A 17214-nucleotide genomic window follows, 5' to 3' on the forward strand; every position below is an offset into this window, starting at 1 on the left:
ACCGGCGTCCCCGCCCCCGGGAAGCGCACCTCGAGGCCCTCGAGGACGCGGGCCAGCTTCACCCGGCACCAGTCGAGGTCGTCCGACACGATCAGGACGCTGCGCACGGGCTCCCGCTCGCGGGCCAGGGCGAGTGCCGCGTCGACGTACTCGACCACGTCGAAGGAGTAGCGGCCGCGGAAGGCCGGGACGCTGTAGTAGTCGCCGCGCCGGATGTTCAGGGTGAGGTCCGCCTCCGGTCGCGCCGCCGCCACCAGAGCGGTGAACGGGCCGCCGGGCGGGAGCAGCATCGTCGCGACGAAGTCCGCCAGCTCGTCCGCTGTGAACTCCACGCCGAGCTCCTGGTGGACGCTCCCGAGCTCGCGGGGGCTGAAGAACGACATCTCCGCCGGGGGCACCACGAGCTCCTCGAGGACCCGCGGGAAGACCTCCGCCCACTCCGCGGTCCTCCGCGTCGCGCGCACCGCGGTCGGCACCCCGCGGCTCCGACGGGCGTGGGCCTGCAGCCAGAAGTAGGCGAGGTTCCCGACCCCGAACGACTCGCCGGGCAGCAGCACCGTCGTGCCCCGTCGGCGGAGGGGCGCCAGCAGCGCCGAGCGGACGTCGCCGAGCGTCACCACCGCGGGCCTCCCCTGCTCACGAGAGCTCTCCGAGCGCCACGAGCTGGGCGAAGCCGGGGTGCGCGGCCCGCACCTCCTCGAAGGTGCCGGCCCCCTCGATCCGGCCGCCGTCGAGGAAGAGCAGCCGGTCGGCGCCGCGCACGGTCGAGAGCCGGTGGGCGACCACGAGGACGGTCATGCTGCCGTGCAGCTCGGCGACGGCCCGCGAGATCTCGTGCTCCGTGCGGTTGTCGAGCGCCGAGGTCGCCTCGTCGAGGACGAGGACCGAGGGGCGCCGGTACAGCGCCCGGGCGAGGCCGAGCCGCTGGCGCTGGCCGCCGGAGAGGCGGACGCCGCGCTCGCCCACGCGGGTGTCCAGACCCTGCGGCAGCCCGCCGACGAACTCCTCGAGCTGCGCCGTCCGCAGCACCTCGCGCACGCGCTCGTGGTCGACCTCGGCCGCCGGCACCCCGAAGGCGACGTTCGCGGCGACGGTCGCGTCCAGGAGGAACACGTCCTGCGGCACCACGCCGAGCCCCGCGTACCAGGCCGCCGGGTCCTCGTCGATCGGCCGCCCGCCGCAGAGGATCCGACCGCTCGTGGGCGGGAGCAGGCCGAGGACCAGGTCGAGGAGGGTGCTCTTGCCGGCGCCGCTGGATCCGACGAAGGCGGTCGTGGCGTTCCGCTGGATCACCAGCGAGACGTCCCGCACCACGTCCACGTCGGAGTCGGCGTAGCGGTACGTGACGTGCTCGAGCGCGATGTCGCCGGAGTAGCGGCCGCCCGGCCCGGGCGTCTCGTCGTGCGCCCCCTCGGAGGCGAGCTCCTCGGCCGCCTCGGAGACGATCCGCAGCCCCGCCTGCCCGCTGCGCACGATCGCGAACGTGGCCGAGACGCGGTTGAGCGTCGGCAGGGCGCGGAGGGAGGCGGCCGCGAAGACGCCCAGGACGGAGAGCGCCTCGGCGCCGGAGCCGGTGGCGACGAGGATCCCCGAGACGCCCACGACGGCGACGACGAAGCCGATCTCGAGCAGGTACTTCGGCAGCTCCGAGACGAGCGAGAGGGAGCGCAGAGCCTGGGCGCTGCGGCGCTTGGCCCCGCTGAAGCCGGCGACCAGGCTCGCCGCGCTCGACGTGAGGCGCGCCTCGCGGAACCCGTCGAGCGAGGGGAGCAGGAACTGCCACGACTCCAGCGCCGCCTCCGCCATCTCCTCGCCGATCCGGCCCTGCCGCCGCCGCAGGAGGGCCTGGACGCCGCCGAGCAGCACCGCGAAGAAGACGGCCGCGAACAGGGTCGCGACCGGCGAGGCGACCAGCAGGATCGCCACGATCGCGACGAGCACCAGCAGGTCGGAGGCGATGCCGATCACGCCGAGCAGCACGCCGGCCGCCTGCGCGCTGGCGTCGTTGATGGTCCGGTACACCTCGGCGAGGCGCCGGGAGCGGTGGACGGCGTAGGGCGCGAGGACGTACCGCCGCAGCAGCTCCGTCGCAGCGTCGGCCGAGATCCGCGTGGTGCGGCCGAGCAGCCACCACCGGAAGACGATCGTCCCGGCGCTCTTGAGCACGAAGACGACCGCGACGAAGCCGGCGATGATCGGGAGGAGGGTCTGGACGTCCGTCGAGCCGAGGACGCCGGAGAGGACGCCGAGCGCGCCCGTGGTGGTGTCGGTCCCGGTGAGCAGCGCCATGAGCGGCACCATCGCGGCGACGCCCAGGGTGTCGAGGACCGCGAGCGCGAGGGAGCCCGCGACGGCGGCGGTGATCCACCCCGGAGAGGCGGCGCCGGCCAGCGAGAGGAGGGTGCGCAGCCCCGGTCGCAGGGACCCGCCGCTCACGCCGCCACCCCCTCGTACACGGCGGCGATCCCGCCGCACATGGCGGAGACGTCCCGCACGGCACGAGGAGCCGCGGCCCTCGACGCCTGCCGCTCCAGCGCCGCGGCCACCGCCTCCGGGTCGTCGGCGTCGACCAGCGAGTCCCGCTCGACGATCTCGGGGTTCCCGCCCACCGCGGAGGCGACCACGCCGATCCCGCGGGCGGCCGCGTCGAGCAGCGTGTAGGAGCAGTTCTCCCAGACCGAGAGCTGGGCGACGACGTCCGCCGCGGCGAGCGCCGCCTCCGGATCGGCGAAGCCGGGGAAGGACACGGCGTCGCCGAGGCCGAGCCGCTCGGCCCGGGCGCGCAGGGCGCCGTCGAGCGGTCCCTCGCCGGCGACGGTCAGCGTGGCGCCGGGGACGCGCCGGCGCAGCACCGCGAAGGCTTCGAGCAGCGCGTCCAGGCGCTTCTCCGGCGCCAGGCGCGCGAGCGAGAGGACCCGGAGGGAGCCCGGCTCCCCCGGCTCGCGGTCGCGGGGCGCGGCGTCGACTCCGTTGAGCACGACCTGCACCGGCAGGCTCGGCCGCCACTTCTCGATCATGGTGCGGCGGGTGGCCTCCGAGACGGCGATCGCGCCGTCGAAGGACCGCAGCCGCGCGTGGTGCGCCGCCGCGGTCGTCCGCGCCCGCAGGGCGGTGCGGTGGTAGACGTCGGGCCCGGCGATGCCGTGCTCCGTCGTGACGCGGCGGACCCCGCGGGGCAGCGGGGTCGCCGCGGTCACGAGGTCGGCGTGGGCGAGGTGGGAGTGGACGACCGCCGGGCGGAGAGCCGCCGCGGTCGCGCGCAGGGTCGCCACGGAGGCGGCGGCACCGGCGGACACTCCGAAGCACCCGGTCGTCACGGCCGAGCCCTGCTCCCGCAGCCGCTCGGCGAGCGCTCCCTCCGGGCAGAGCACGACGAGCCGGTGGCCGGGGATCCCGTGCCGCGCGGCGTCGAGGACGTGGCGGGCCACCCCGCCGAACTCGCCGACCGGCACCGCCCAGAGCGCGAGCGGGGTCACAGCCACTCCTCCAGCCGCTCGAGCGCGGTCCAGAAGCCCTCGCCGCTGTTCACGTGCCCCTGCCAGATCTCGGGGATGAACGGCACCCCGGGCGCCAGCTCGTCGAGCGACGCCGCGAAGTCCGGCCAGTCGATCTCGCCCTCGCCGATCTGCACCCCCTCGCCGTCGACACCCGTCGCGTCGACGAGGTGCAGGTGCGCGCTGAGCGGAGCGAGCAGCGCGACCGCCTCCGAGAAGGCGAGCCCGAGGTGGTTCGCCGCGAGCTTGGTGTGCGAGGCGTCGAGGCAGAGCGGCGTGCCGGTCGCGGCCGCGAACTCGGCGGTGTCGCGCGGGTCCACGAAGAGGTTGTGGAACTGCTGCCCGCCCATGAGCCACGGGTAGGGCGGGAGGGTCTGCGCCAGCACGCGGACGCCGCTCGCGTCGATCCGCTCGAGGGCGTCGGCGACGCGCTCGTAGAGGGGAGCGCGCTGATCCGGAGCCACGTGCGCGTGCCGGGTGAAGCCGCCCATCGTGACGACCATCATCGGGTCCTCCTCCTGGCGGAACCAGCGCGCGAGGCTCCGGGTGGTCTCGACGGTGCGCTGCACCTCCGCGATCGAGCGCTCCCACACGTCGTCGTCGAAGGACGCGAGGTCGACGAGGAAGTCGCCCGCGAACAGGTCCGGCAGGTGGGTGGTGAAGCCGGAGTCGAGGCGGCGGGTGAACACGTCGTCCGGCTCGATCTCCAGGTCGCGGTACGAGAAGTGGAACTCGAGGAAGTCGGCGTTCGACTCCGCGGCGAGCGCCGCGTGGTCGTGGTACCGCACCGGCAGGCCCCAGGGGCGGCGGAACCGGAACGGCCGGCCGGACGGCGTGCTCTCGCGCAGGTCGCCGGCGAAGAAGAACCCGCCCTCCTCGACGTCGCGGTGGAGCGCGCGGCCGAGCAGCTGCGGCAGCTCGTTGGGCTGGAGGCCCCGGCCGGGGCTGCGGACGACGACGTCGGCGGCGCGCACCACGTCCCCGATCGAGAGGTCGCGGGAGGCGACCAGCGACTTCGCGAGCGAGACGCGGTTCATCGACTCGCCCGTCGAGACCGATCGGGCGTCGCGCGTGCCGAGCGAGTCCTCGATGTCGCGGATCTCGCCGACCATGCGGCGGAACTCGTCGGGGAGCAGGGACACCGTGTGGTCGTTGCCCTCCATCCCCCGGTCGACCGTGAAGTGCTTCTCGACGATGCGGGCCCCGCGGGCGACGGCGGCGACGGGGACGTGCCAGCCCCGCTCGTGGCCGGAGTAGCCGACGACGCCGCCGCCGATCTCGGCGAGCCGGTCGAGGTAGGCGAGGTTGAGGTCGCGGTAGGGCGCCGGGTACGTCGACTGGGTGTGCAGCAGGGCGAAGGAGGTGCCGAGCGAGCGCAGCAGCGCGACCGACTCGAGGATCTCGGACTCGCGGGACATCCCGGTGCTGAGCAGCAGGGGCAGTCCCCGGGTGCCGGCGTCCTCGATCAGCCCGTGGTTGGTGAGGTCCGCCGAGGCGATCTTGAGGCCCGGGATCCCGTAGTCGACGAGGGCCTGCACGCTCGGGGCGTCCCACGGGGTGCAGAGGACGTCGATCCCGGCCTCGGCCGCGTGGTCGAAGACCCGGAGGAGCGGCTCGGCGGGCAGCGAGAAGCGGCGCAGGAGGTCGATCGTGTACTGGGCGCCGAGGTCCTCCCCCGCGGTGGCCCCGCCGGCGCGCCGGTAGAGGGAGTCGAGGTCGCGCAGCTGGAACTTCACCGCGTCGGCGCCCGCCTCGACCGCGAGGTCGACCAGCCGCCGCGCCAGATCGACCGAGCCGTTGTGGTTGTTGCCGATCTCCGCGATCAGGAAGGCCGGGTGGCCGTCGCCCACCTCGTGGCGGCCGATCCGCAGCGCCCGGTCGCCCTCGACCGCGATCGCGACGAGGTGCCCGCGATCGTCGACGAGCGGGAGGTGGCTGATCCCGTCGCGGCCGAGCCGGGCGACGATCGCGGTGGCCGGCTCGTCCGCTCCCGCCGTGCGGACGGCGGTGTTCGCGACGGCGAGGGCCGGGACGTCGAGGGAGGCCGTCGGGTTCGCGATGATCCAGCGGCGGAAGTCGCCGTCGGACACCGACCCGCGGAGGATCCCGTGCCCGTCGACGCAGAAGACGATCCGCTGCTTGTTCGCGTTGATCTTGGCCAGCGCGGTGAGCACCGGGTCCTCGGCGAATACGATGAACGGGGCGAGGTGCCGGTCGATGATCATGCGCCGCCTCCCGCCGACAGGCCGAGGAGGGTCTGCTCGACCACCGCGAGATCCGCCTCGGTGTCGATGTCCCCGCCCTCCGCCTCGTCCATGACGAACAGGCCGACCCGGCCGCCGATCCGGTTGCGCTCGCGCTCGTAGACCTCGGTGCGGGTGAGGTAGAGGGACCCGGTCTCGCGGTAGAAGAAGTCGGCCTCGGCGAGGTCCTGGCGCCGCGGCCGGGCCGTGACGTCGTACTGCGGCACGGAGGCGCCCTCCTGCAGCCGCCAGAAGAACGGCGTCTGCGGGACGACGCCCACCAGCGAGTCGACCCCCGTCGAGGCGAACTGCTCGAGCGCGCGGGCGAGGGTGCCCGGGAGCCGGATCGGCGAGGTCGCCTGGAGGAGCATCACCGCGTCCGGGCGGCGCCCCAGCGCGGCCCGGTGCTCGATCGCGTGGAGCACGACGGGCTCGGTCGCCGTCTCGTCGCGCGCCAGCTCGGCGGGCCGGAGGAACGGCACGTCCGCTCCCGCCCCCTCCGCGATCGCGGCCAGCTCGGGGTCGTCGGTCGACACGAGCACGTCGAGACCGGCGGCGAGCGCCTGCTCGATGCTCCAGACCACCAGCGGGCGGCCCGCGACGGGGCGGGCGTTCTTGCGCGGGACGCCCTTCGAGCCCCCGCGCACGGGGATGACGCAGAGAACGGTCACGGGGTGCCTCCTTCGGCGATGGCGAGTGCCCGGCGGGCGACGGCGACGGCCGGCTCGACGGACGGGACGGGCGGAGCCGCGGTCGGCGTCTCCCCGCCCCAGCGCGCGAGCCGGTACCGGCTCCAGAACTCGAGCACCCAGGCGGGCGGGTCCTCGCAGACGACCCACGCGGGGATCCCGGCGGCCGCGGCCTCGAGGACCCCGGTCGAGAAGATCGAGGCGACCGGCCGGGCCTGCGCGGCGAGGTCGCCGCCGCGGAGCACCCGGATGCCGCGGCGCTCCCACCGCGCGTGCTGCCAGCGCGAGCGGCGGTCGACCTCGGCGGGGTGGGGGCGGTAGTCGGCGCCCGCCTCGCGGCAGAAGCGGGAGGCGGTGGCCGCGGCCGTCCGCCGGGGCAGCTCCGCGCCGTGCAGCTGGCCGAGGAACAGGGGCCGCTCCTCGAGCCGCTCGGGGCGCGGCCGGCGCGACGCGGTCCAGAGCAGCTGGCTGCCGACGACCTCGGTCTCCACGTCGCTGCGGCCGGAGGTCCAGAAGGCCGCGTCCTCCTCCGAGAACGCCAGCAGCGTCGCTCCGGGCGGGAGCGGCGGGGCGGAGGGGGTGAGCAGGCCGTGCTGCACGACCAGGAAGCGGGCGCCGAGGATTCCGGACCAGCGGTGGGCGGCCGCTCCCGCCGCGAGGAAGTGGCCGGTGGCGATCACGGCGCGGAGGCCCCGCAGCTCGGCGGGCGGGTCCGCCTCCGGGTCGACCGGGTGCGCCCTCCAGCGGCCCGGCAGCAGCCCGGGCAGCGCGTCGCCGGCTCCGGAGGGAGCGAGGACCGCCGCGGGAGCCCCGCCGAGAGGAGCGAGCGAGGCCGCGGTCGAGGCGAGGGCGCTCGCCGTCGACGCCTCCACCGCGAGCAGGACCGCGGGCCGGTCGCCGCGCACGTGCAGCACCAGGCGGGTCGGCTCGGAGCCCCGCAGCGCCGCCCGGGCGGTGCGCAGCGGGTCGCGGCCGCGCTGCCAGCGGCGCCAGGCCTCCAGGTCGGTCGGGTGCGTCAGCGCCACAGGGCCCTCACCTCCCGCATCCGGTGCACGAAGGTGTGCTCGGCGCCGGTGCGGCGCGCGCCCGCCTCGCGGATGCGCCGCGCCCACGAGGGGTCCGCGCCCGCCCGCCGCACGTGCTCGACGAGCTGGTCGCGCTCCTCGAAGACGAGCACCTCGCTGCCCACCTCGTAGAACTCCGCCACCTCGGGCCGGTCGATCAGGGTCAGCGCCCCGACGCCCGGCGCCTCGAAGGCGCGCATCGAGAGCCCGCCGTGGCCCGCGCCGTGCAGCGCCAGGGTCGCGGTCGAGCCGGCCATCACTCCGTAGTAGCCCGCCCGCGGGACGTCGCGGCGGGCGGGGACGCCGGCCGAGCGCCAGCGGCCGGTGCGCGCCACGTCCCAGGGATGGCGCGACCACTGCCGCCCGTACGCCTCGACCGCGACCCCGCCGGCCGCGAGCTCCCGCAGCACGCGCTCGCGCTCGGGGTAGCGGGCGCCGACGAAGGTCACCGCGGAGGAGGGGCGGGGGCGGAAGGAGAGGAGGGAGTCGAAGGCGTCGGGCAGGTGCCCGGCCGGAACCCCCGCGCGGACGAGCTCGGCGACGTCGGCGACGGAGTAGCTGACGATCGACACCGCCTCCCCGGCGAGGGAGCGCAGACGGTCGACGGGGTGCCCCATGTTGCGGAGCTCGTCGTAGAGCCAGAGCACCACGGGGACGCCGGCGCGGCCGATCTCCTCCCACCAGGCGTCGCCGAGGGAGTCGCCCTTCACCACGAGGACGGCCCGGGGCCGGACGGCCCGCAGCGCCGCGATCGCGCGGTCGGTCTCGGCGCGCATCGACGAGCGCCGGAGCCGGCCCCCGGGGAGCCGGTGGCCGAGTGCGTCGCGCACGTGGCCCAGCCCGGTCGCGGCGTCGTAGCGGTGGACGACCACGTCGTCGCCCAGGTGGGCCAGCGCCGATTCGAGCGCCTCCCAGTAGCCGTGGAAGACCGGGCTCACCACGAGCACGGGCCCGCTCACCGGGACGCCGCCTCGGCGGCGGCGACGAGCCGGAGCTCGCGCCGGAGGACGGCCAGCGGGCGCACGTCGCTGCCGGCGGCGGCACGCACCGCGTTGGCGGCGAGGTTCACGGCGGAGGCGGCGCGCAGGGCCGCGGCGAGGGCGGCGGGGCGCCCGCCCCACTTGCGGGCGTAGCGCAGGCGCGAGGCGACCAGCCAGATCAGCCGGCGCGCGGGGTCGGAGGAGCCGCCTCCCGTGTGCTCGGCGACGACGGAGCCGGCGAAGACCGAGGGCACGCCGCGCTCGCGCAGCCGGCGCTGGAGGTCGACCTCCTCGCAGTTCATGTGGAAGGACTCGTCGAACCCGCCGACCGCGCGGAACTCGGCCACCGGCAGCAGCATCACGGCGCCCACCACCCAGTCCACCGGCACCGTCGCGCCCGGGGCGCACCGGGTGTCGTGGCCGACGGCGGCGTGCAGCCGCGGGCGCCAGCGCGCGAGCGGAGTGAGCCACTCCACGACGTAGTGGCGCAGCCGCGGGAAGCGCCGGCCGACCCACTGCCGCTCCCCGCCCGCGTCGACGAGGTCCGGAGCGACGACCGCGGGCAGCCACGGCCGTCCCGCCTCGAGCAGGTCGCGGAGGAAGGAGGGTCCGACGACGAGGTCGCTGTTGAGCACCAGGAGCAGCGGGTGGCGCGCCCGGGCGGCGCCCGTGTTCACCGCGGCGCCGAAGCCGCCGTTCCGCTCGCGCCGCACGACCTCCACTCCGTCGATCCCGGCCGGGAACGGGACCGGGGAGGCGTCGTCGACGACGACGATCTCGAGGGCGGGGGGCGACTCCTGGCTGCGGAGCCGCTCGACGAGGGCGAGCGCGGGCGCGGGGTCGCCGTAGTGCGGGATTACGACGCTCACCCCCTCGGCGGTCACCTCGCGACCGTCTCGGCGGCGCGGTCCCGGCGGAGCGAGCGGCGGGTGCTCCGGACGGTGGCGGCCGGGGGCTCCGCGCCGACGGGCAGAGCACCGAGAGCGGGGAGGATCACCCGGAGCAGGGCGTCGATGTCCTCGACGGCCGCCGCGGCGACGTCCGGTCCGCGCCCGAACGGGTCGGCGAAGTCGTCCTCGGCGCCGTAGGGGGCGGTGTCGTCGGCGAGCAGCCGCAGGAGCGGGACGCCGGGGGCGGCTCCCGCCAGCCGCGCCGCCCGGCGGACCGTGGTGGTGCGGCGCGCGGCGGCCGGGAAGTGGCGGGTGACCCACTCCCGCTGGCCCGCCTCGAACACCAGCACGGGATCGGTGCCGGCGAGCATCCGGCCGTCGGCCTGGCGCGCGCGGTGCCCGGCCGTGGAGAGTCCGCGGGCCCGCAGCGCATCGCTGAGCTCGGGGTCGAGCCCGCGGCCGGCCTCCGCGTGCGTTCCCGCGCTCTCGACCCGCCAGTCGGAGCCGGCGCCGAGCAGGCGCGCCGCGATCAGCTCGGCCGAGGGCGACCGGGCCACGTTCGCATGGCAGAGCAGGAGCAGGCGCCCGCTCATCGAGCCGCCCGGCGGGACGTCTGCGGAGGCAGGGCCCGCGACTCCACCGGGGCGAGCTCGGACCGGCGCGGTGCCGCCGCCGCGCGCTTGCGCCCCGTCGCCGGCTGCGGCTCGGCGTAGTACGCGTTCTTGCGGTCGTAGTAGTAGTACCCGGTGTCGCCGTCACGGGCGGTGACCATGTTGAGCACGGTGCCGAGCACGCGGGCGCGGACCTGCTGGACGATCCGCCGGGCGGCGACCACCTCGGGCCGGTGCGTCTGGTTCGAGGCGACGACGAAGACGACGCCGTCGACGACGGTCGCGACGATGGAGGCGTCGGTGACGGGCAGCACGGGCGGCGCGTCGATGATGACGAAGTAGTCCTTCGAGAGGCGCGCGACCAGGGCGCGCATCGCCTCGGAGCCGAGCATCTCGGACGGGTTCGGCGGGATGTGCCCGGCCGGGAGGGCGTAGAGGCCCGCGGTGCCGGTGGGGCGGATCGCGTCGTCCACAGGGATCTGGTGGCTGAGGACCTCGCTGAGGCCGATGGCGCCGTCGATGTCCAGCATCCGCGCCACGGAGGGCCGGCGGAGGTCCGCGTCGACCAGGAGGGTGCGCTGCCCGGACTCCGCGGTGACGCGGGCCAGTCCGGCGGCGATCGTGGACTTGCCCTCGGCCTGGTTGGCGCTGGTGATCACGACGCTGCGCGTCTCCTCGTCGACGCTGGAGAAGCGCAGGCCCGTCCGGAGCGAGCGGAACGCCTCCGCGGTGAGCGCGTCGGTGCCGCGGCGGCCGCCGGTCCGGCCCGGGCGTCCGGCCTTGGGGATGCGCCCGAGGACGCCGACGCCGAAGAGCTCGGTGAGGTCGTCGACGGTCCGCACGCGGATGTCGAGGGCCCGGCGGAGGAAGGCGAGACCGAAGCCGAGCACCAGGCCGCCCAGGGCGCCGAGCAGGATGTTCCGCACCCAGTCGGGGCTCGTCGGGGCGGCGGGCGGCTCCGCGTTCTCGAGCGGGACGACGGTGATCTGCGGTGTGCGGTCGGCGGTGGACTGCGTCTCGATGTCGGTGATGACGGCCGCCAGCGCCGCGAGCGCCCCGTTGGCCAGGGCTGCGGCGTTCTGCGCGGTCCCGGCCGCGGCGGTGACCTCGATCAGGGTGCTGCCCGGAGCGACCCTCGCGGTGAGGCGGCCGCTCAGGGCCTCCCCGCCGGGGTTCGCCTCCGGGTCGGCCTCGATCCGCTCGGAGACGGCGCTGCTCGAGATCAGCGGAAGGTAGGCGTTGGCCCGGGTCACTGCGGTCTGCGACCCGCTGATCGCATCGGCCGAGCTGCCGTCGCTCGCGGCGATCACGAATCCGGCCGAGCTCGACTCGTAGACCTTCGGAGTGAGGAACGAGAAGGCGGACATCGCCAGGGCTCCGACGAGCACGGCGACCACGAGGGTCCGCCAGTTCCGCCGGATGAATGCGATGAGATCGACGACAGTCACTGCGCACCTTTCTGCGTGCCGCGCATGCGCCGCACGACGATGCTGAGGTGTCGGTCACGCTAGCAATGCGGAGCGCCTTTCCCTAGGCGGTCCCCGACCCCTCGGAAGGCCCTTTCTGCGAGGATGACGACATGTCCGCGCCAGGGGGAGAGATCGTCGTCGAGAGGCGTTACCCGCTCGTTCACGCGGCCTTTCCGATAGCACATTCCGCTCGGATACTCGATGCCGTCCTGATGGGCCTCCTGGTCTACCGGCTCCCCACCCCCTTCCTCCCGGGGAGCGTCCCGCTGGCCCAGACGGCGCTGGCCGCCCTGGTCCTCGTCAGCCTCTTCCGGCGTCCGACCCGCCGTCTCGGACGGGCCGCCTGGTACCCGTGGCTGTGCCTCGCACTGCTCGCCTTCGTCCTCGCCGGCTCGTCCTTCGACGGCCTCGACGCCCTGCGCCGGGCGGCGAACATCGCGCTCGTCATGCTCGCCGCGGGCTTCCTCGCGAGCGGGCGGATCGACGTGGTCTCGGGGCTCAAAGGACTCGCCGCGGCCCTGTCGCTGAACGCCGTGCTGTTCGTCGCGGGACTCGCCCCGGACAGCTACCAGGGCGCCCTGACCGGCTTCCTCCAGGACAAGAACGTGGCCGGTCTCGTCTACGGAGCGGCGGCGCTGCTGGTCTCGGCGCTCAGCTCACGGCTGTGGCTGCGGATCGGCGTGCTCGCGCTCGGGGCCGCCGCGGTCGTCGCCACCGACTCCCGCACGTCGATGGCGGCCTACGCCTGCGCGCTCGTGTGGCTCGTCGCGGCGCCGTACCTGCGCCTGCTCTTCCGCGCGCTCCTCGGCGGCGGCCTCGTCCTGCTGTTCCTCTGGGCCGAGCGGAACCTGGCGACGGCCGGCGGCTACGGGGTGGAGCGGGCCGGCTCCGACGCCCTGCGCGCCCGCATCCTCGACGCCTCGGTCGACAAGGTGGCGCTCTCGCCGTGGACCGGCTCCGGGCTCGGAGAGGCGACCGCGCGGGTCGACGGGATCGACTGGTTCTTCCACAACTCCTACCTGGCGCTGATGGCCGAGGGCGGCGTCGTGCTGCTCGTCGGCGTCGTCGGCACCGTGCTCGTGGCCGGCTTCGCGACCACGGCCGCCGGGGCCGGGAGCCGCCCGGGGCACGCGGTCGGCGCGGCGAGCATCCTGGTGCTGCTGTGCGCGACGCAGCTCGGCGAGGTGTTCTTCGCCCCGATCTCGTTCGTCGTCGTCGGCGCGGGTCTCGCTCTGCTCGCGGAGCAGTCCGCCCGCGTCCGCGCTCTGCCGCCGGAGTAGCGCCTCCCGCGTCCACCCGATCCGGCGCGTATCCGCGGATCCGGGGCGCGCAGGTCCCGGTCGGCGGGCGCTTCCCGGTGGGGCGGAGCTCGCCTGGTGCGGCCCCGGCCGACCGCCGCTCAGGCGCGGCCGCGCTCGCGGACCGCGTCGCGGAGTACCGCGCGGACGCCCGCCCACATGTGCCGCGCGTTCAGCTCGGCCAGCACCCGCTCCCGGCCCGCCCTGGCGACCTCGGCCCTCTTCCCGTCGTCGCTCAGCACCGCCTCCAGCACCGCCGCGATCCCCGCTGGATCGTGCAGGGGCAGCGCGAAGGACGTCTCGCCGTCGCGGACGTAGCCGGTCATCGCGGCGCTCGCGGTGACCGCCGTGCAGGTCCCGCAGCCGGAGGCCTCCAGCAGGACGCTCTGGCCCGTCGGATAGGCGAGGTCGTGGCTGGTGACGACGACGAGCTCGGCGTCGCGCAGGTTGTCGCGGTGCCGGCCGACCGGGACGGGATCGTGCAGGACGACGTTGGCCGGCAGCGCCCGGGACGGCCGCCGCGCAGGAGTGGTCACGATGTCGAACCGCCGGTGCGGCAGGCGCTCGGCGGCGGCGACCAGCGAGTCGAAGTCGCGCCCGCGGTCGACACCGACGGCGAGCACCTCGAACCGCTTCGGACGCGGCGGAACGGGCCGGTAGTAGTCGGAGTCGACCCCGAAGAGCACCGGTGCGATCCGCCGCTCGTCGACGCCGTGGCGGGCGAAGACCTCGCGCTGGTTCTCGCTGAGCACGACGAGCCGGTCCACGCCCTGGAGCAGCCGGACCACCTGTCGGCGCCGCTCCGGCGAGCCGGTGAGCAGCTCCTCCGCCCACCAGCAGGAGAGGACCACGAGCGGCGTGCGGCCGTACGGCCCGAGCCGCGCGCGCCGGAGCAGGGCGGGGAGGCCCGCCTCCGGCTCGAGCACGCAGAGCACCGCGTCGGCCGAGCGGACCGCCCGGAGCGCGCGCAGCTGCGTGTCCACGTTCAGCCCCGTGCGGTGCTCCACGACGTCGCGGAGCTTCACGTGCGCGGGCCGAGACGCGTGACCGGGGACGAGGAGCCGCGTCGAGTCGTCCCGGAGGAGGTCGGCCCGGTACGGCAGCCTCCCGCGGGCGAAGGGCTCGCCCGGAGCCAGGCGCAGTGTCGAGTGCTTGAGGAACAGTCCGAGCACTCTGAGGACTTCCGGTTCGCGGGTCATCGTCGTCCTTTCCCGAGGGAGGAGGAGAGGCTCCCCGCGGCATTCCCCGGAAAGCGGATCGGTCTCCTGGCGGGAGGATCAGGAATCATCGGAGAGGGCCATCCGCGCCAGAAGTCCGTCGATAGCCGACTTCCCGGAGGACGGGGAGTAGGAATCGTTCCAGCGGGCACGATCCCTCTCCCGCGACTCCGATAGTCCTCTCTTCTTCCGGGCTCTGATCAGCTCGGCCAGAGCCCGCGGATCCCCGGCTCTGAACGTGGCGTCGATCGACGGGCCGACGACCTCGGGGAGCGCACCGCTATCGCTCACCACCACGGGGACGCCGGCCGACATCGCCTCCGTCACGACCAGGCCGAACGACTCCGGCTGCACCGACGGCACCACCAGGAGGTCGATCCGCGAGAAGAGGTCGCCGGGCTCGATCCACCCCGGCCGGTCCACCAGAGCGGCGACCGGAGCGAGGGCCGCCTCCACCTCGCGACGCTCCCGCTCCGCCACGAACCGGGGCTCGCCCGCCAGCACCAGGCGATACGCGCCCGGTTCCCCGGCCTCCAGCAGCGCCAGCGCCTCGGTGAGGACCCGCACCCCCTTCGCGAGCGAGGGACGCCCGAGGAAGCCGAGGACGGTCGTCCCGTCCTCCCGCGGCCGCGCCTCCGGCAGGTCGACGCGGCGGCTCCAGTTCGGCAGCACGGTCGACCCGGGGACGACCCCCGCCAGGTAGCGGGAGGGGACGAGGGTCGCCAGCGCGCCGCGGCGAGCCACGGGCGCGAGCAGCCGCTGCAGGCCGGACGGGCGCTGGTGCAGATGCACGATCCGCCGCGGACGCCCTGCGGTCGCGACGGCCGGCACCAGCCCGTTGCACCACAGCACGCCCTCGCGGGAGGAGGCGTCCCAGCGCCGCAGCGCGCGCATCCAGGCGGGTCTGCCCGTGGCCTCGAGCTCGACGACCCGGTGGCCGGCGGCGAGGGCGGCGACGACGAGCGCACGCGGCTCCGAGGGGCCGACGACCACGACCGGGACCTCGAGCGCCTCGAGCGCCTCCGCGATGCTCAGCAGCATCACCTCGCCGCCGCCGATGTCGCCGTTGTTGGTCGCGAGCGCCACCGGAGGCCGCCCGGCGCCGCCCGCTCCCCCGTGGATCATCCGCCGCCCCGCCGCCTCCGCGCGGCGCCCCCGCGGCCCGCGGGCCCATCCTCACCGAGACGAGCGCCCGGCTCCACCGGGCCCGGCCGGGCTCCGCGGGCCGCGGGAGCGCTGGAATACTGACCGGATGGAGCTCGTGGGCGTTCTCTGGGCCGACGAGGCCGTGCCGCTGGTGTCGGCGTTCGTCCACCGGCGGGCCGACGCGGCGGGCCTGCGCGCACTCGTGCTCAAGGGACCGACCGCCGCCGCCGACCGGCTCCGGCCGCCCCGCGCCTCCGGCGACGTCGACCTGCTGGTCGCCCCCGACGACCTGCCCCGGATCCTGGCTCTCCTGGCCGCCGACGGCTGGACCGAGCGGCCCTGGCCGGACGGACCGACGCTCGCGGCCAAGCACTCGCGCTCCTACCGGCACGCCGCCTGGCCGGTCGACATCGACGTGCACTGGCGGTGGCCGGGATTCCTCGTGCCGCCGCGCGACGCCTTCGAGGCGCTGTGGAGCCGGCACCGGATCGTGGAGCTGGCCGGCCGTCCGGTGGCGACCGCGAGCGTCGCCGACTCGGCGCTCGTGCTGGCGCTGCACGCGCTCCGCGACGCCTGGCAGATCACCGACCCGCGCCTCACGCGGCCCTCCGACTACGACCTGCTCGTCGAGGCGGTGGCCGCCCGCGCGCAGCTGCACGCTCCGCTCCGGGCGGCGGCGGAGGAGCTCGGCGCCGTCCAGACCGCGCAGCCCTTCCTCGATGCGCTCGGCATCCGCGCGCGCGCCGGGGAGGTGCCCGCGGCCGAGCTGCGGGCGTGGCGGATCAACGCGAGCTCGCCCCACGCCTCCGCGGGGTGGGTGCAGGCCGTGCGCGCGGCCGGCTGGCGGCAGCGGCCGCTGCTCCTCGCCCGCGCCGTCTTCCCCGCTCCCCACGCCCTGCGTGCCGCGGACCCCGCCATCGGCCCGCGCCGGATCGACGTGGCGGCCGGCTGGTGGCGGCGGCTGCGCCGCGGCGCCCGCACGGCTCCGCTCGCGTGGGACCACCTCCGACGGACGGACAGGACCTGACATGACCCGCCGGCTGATCCGCGCCCCCTTCGGTCTCGGCGTGCGCTTCACCTTCGACGACACCGTCCCCGACCGCTTCGTGGCGGAGGTGGAGGAGTCGTGGAACGACGTGGACGACGACGCCGATCGCCCGGGCTCCGAGTACCGGGTGTCGCTGACCGAGCCGGTCGGGGAGCCGGGAGTGATCGCGCAGCCGACCGAGGACGCCCTCGCCGAGCACATCGGCGCCGCGCTCACCCTCGCGGCGGCCGACGCCTGCGAGGGCCGGCTGCTCAGCGTGCACGCCTCCGCGGTCGCCCTGACCGACGGCCGCGTCGTCGCGTTCGTCGGCCGGCCCGGTGCCGGGAAGTCGACCCTCGTGAGCCTCGCCGCTCGGCGGTACGGGTACGTGACCGACGAGACGCTCGCCGTCCGCCGCGACGGGCGGGTGCTGCCGTTCCGGAAGCCCGTCGCCCTCCTCGACGGCGGCGACTGGAAGCGGCACCGCTCCCCCGCCGCGATGGGCCTGCAGCCGCTGCCGGACGCTCCGCTGCGCCTGGCCGCCCTGCTCCTGATCGCCCGCGACCCGTCCGGCCCGGCAGAGCCCCGGCTCGAGCCGATCGCCTTCGACGAGGCGCTCTCGGTGCTGCTGCCCGAGCTGAGCCACTTCGCACGGCTGCCCGCGGCGCTGCACCACCTCGCGGGGCTGCTCGACTCCGTCGGCGGGGCCCGGGTGCTCCACTACCGCGAGGCGGAGACGGTGCTGCCGCTCCTGGAGCGCCTCGGGGAGGCGTCGCCGGTCGTCGCCGACGCGCCCGAGGCCGATGCGGCGGCGCCCGGCCCGGGTCTGCTCGCGCGCGCCGCCGGCGTCGAGTGGGTCGAGCGCGACGGAGTGGTCAGCTGCCTCCTCGACGAGCGGGTCGAGACGCTCACCGGGATCGGCCCGGTGCTGTGGCGTGCTCTCGGGACGCCCGCGACGGTCGACGCGCTGACCGGGGCCGTCGTCGCCGAGCACGGCGCCCCGCCCGCGGGCGACCCCCGGGCGCACGTCGAGGCCGTGCTCGACGCGATGGTCGAGCACGGCCTCGTGGTCCGCGGCGCCTGACG

Annotated in this window: 15 protein-coding genes; 3 read left to right on the plus strand and 12 right to left on the minus strand. The window is 75.7% G+C overall.

Going from position 1 to position 17214, the window contains the following annotated elements:
- From C5C36_RS14420 to C5C36_RS14465, 10 genes are all read right to left on the minus strand, one after another.
- A partial coding sequence (locus C5C36_RS14420; RefSeq protein WP_181133830.1) for an alpha-1,2-fucosyltransferase occupies window positions 1-620 on the minus strand: 620 nt, incomplete at its 3' end.
- Between the two features lie 16 nt (window positions 621-636).
- Window positions 637-2436: an ABC transporter ATP-binding protein gene (locus C5C36_RS14425; RefSeq protein ID WP_104224510.1), complete on the minus strand. Its 1800-nt coding sequence runs from the start codon at window positions 2434-2436 to the stop codon at window positions 637-639.
- Window positions 2433-3476 carry a glycosyltransferase family 4 protein gene (locus C5C36_RS14430; protein ID WP_104309953.1) on the minus strand — a complete coding sequence of 348 codons (1044 nt, stop codon included), beginning with the start codon at window positions 3474-3476 and terminating at the stop codon, window positions 2433-2435. Before C5C36_RS14430 ends, C5C36_RS14425 begins: the two co-directional genes overlap by 4 nt.
- Window positions 3473-5719 (minus strand): N-acetylneuraminate synthase family protein, encoded by a 2247-nt coding sequence (locus C5C36_RS14435; protein ID WP_104309954.1) that lies wholly within the window; start codon window positions 5717-5719, stop codon window positions 3473-3475. The genes C5C36_RS14430 and C5C36_RS14435 overlap by 4 nt, the downstream gene beginning before the upstream one ends.
- On the minus strand, window positions 5716-6408 hold the full coding sequence (locus tag C5C36_RS14440) for a cytidylyltransferase domain-containing protein (RefSeq protein ID WP_104309955.1): 693 nt from the start codon (window positions 6406-6408) through the stop codon (window positions 5716-5718). Before C5C36_RS14440 ends, C5C36_RS14435 begins: the two co-directional genes overlap by 4 nt.
- Complete coding sequence (locus C5C36_RS14445) at window positions 6405-7451, minus strand: hypothetical protein (RefSeq protein ID WP_104309956.1); 1047 nt, start codon at window positions 7449-7451, stop codon at window positions 6405-6407. The genes C5C36_RS14440 and C5C36_RS14445 overlap by 4 nt, the downstream gene beginning before the upstream one ends.
- The gene (locus tag C5C36_RS14450; RefSeq protein WP_104263340.1) at window positions 7442-8449 is read right to left on the minus strand and encodes a glycosyltransferase; all 1008 of its coding nucleotides are present in this window, start codon (window positions 8447-8449) and stop codon (window positions 7442-7444) included. Before C5C36_RS14450 ends, C5C36_RS14445 begins: the two co-directional genes overlap by 10 nt.
- Window positions 8446-9339, minus strand: coding sequence for a glycosyltransferase family 2 protein (locus C5C36_RS14455; protein WP_258072315.1), 894 nt, complete (start codon window positions 9337-9339; stop codon window positions 8446-8448). Before C5C36_RS14455 ends, C5C36_RS14450 begins: the two co-directional genes overlap by 4 nt.
- An 11-nt stretch (window positions 9340-9350) precedes the next feature.
- Window positions 9351-9953 (minus strand): hypothetical protein, encoded by a 603-nt coding sequence (locus tag C5C36_RS14460; protein ID WP_104227202.1) that lies wholly within the window; start codon window positions 9951-9953, stop codon window positions 9351-9353.
- The gene (locus tag C5C36_RS14465; RefSeq protein WP_104309957.1) at window positions 9950-11419 is read right to left on the minus strand and encodes a polysaccharide biosynthesis tyrosine autokinase; all 1470 of its coding nucleotides are present in this window, start codon (window positions 11417-11419) and stop codon (window positions 9950-9952) included. Before C5C36_RS14465 ends, C5C36_RS14460 begins: the two co-directional genes overlap by 4 nt.
- A 233-nt stretch (window positions 11420-11652) precedes the next feature.
- On the opposite strand from C5C36_RS14465, the gene C5C36_RS14470 reads away from it, so the two are divergent.
- On the plus strand, window positions 11653-12720 hold the full coding sequence (locus C5C36_RS14470) for an O-antigen ligase family protein (RefSeq protein WP_104309958.1): 1068 nt from the start codon (window positions 11653-11655) through the stop codon (window positions 12718-12720).
- A 119-nt stretch (window positions 12721-12839) separates the two neighbouring features.
- Here the strand turns inward: C5C36_RS14470 and C5C36_RS14475 are convergent, their stop codons facing one another.
- Both C5C36_RS14475 and C5C36_RS14480 read right to left on the minus strand, forming a co-directional pair.
- Window positions 12840-13937, minus strand: a complete 1098-nt coding sequence (locus C5C36_RS14475) for a glycosyltransferase family 4 protein (protein ID WP_104309959.1) — start codon at window positions 13935-13937, stop codon at window positions 12840-12842.
- A 78-nt stretch (window positions 13938-14015) separates the two neighbouring features.
- Window positions 14016-15080: a glycosyltransferase family 4 protein gene (locus tag C5C36_RS14480; protein WP_104247944.1), complete on the minus strand. Its 1065-nt coding sequence runs from the start codon at window positions 15078-15080 to the stop codon at window positions 14016-14018.
- Window positions 15081-15207: 127 nt separating this feature from the next.
- On the opposite strand from C5C36_RS14480, the gene C5C36_RS14485 reads away from it, so the two are divergent.
- On the plus strand, window positions 15208-16128 hold the full coding sequence (locus tag C5C36_RS14485) for a nucleotidyltransferase family protein (protein ID WP_104309960.1): 921 nt from the start codon (window positions 15208-15210) through the stop codon (window positions 16126-16128).
- A 1-nt stretch (window position 16129) separates the two neighbouring features.
- Window positions 16130-17212, plus strand: a complete 1083-nt coding sequence (locus C5C36_RS14490; protein WP_104309961.1) for a PqqD family protein — start codon at window positions 16130-16132, stop codon at window positions 17210-17212.
- The last annotated feature ends 2 nt before the right edge of the window (window positions 17213-17214 follow it).

This window comes from Rathayibacter sp. AY1G1 (genome assembly GCF_002932095.1).
Taxonomy (GTDB): Bacteria; Actinomycetota; Actinomycetes; order Actinomycetales; family Microbacteriaceae; genus Rathayibacter.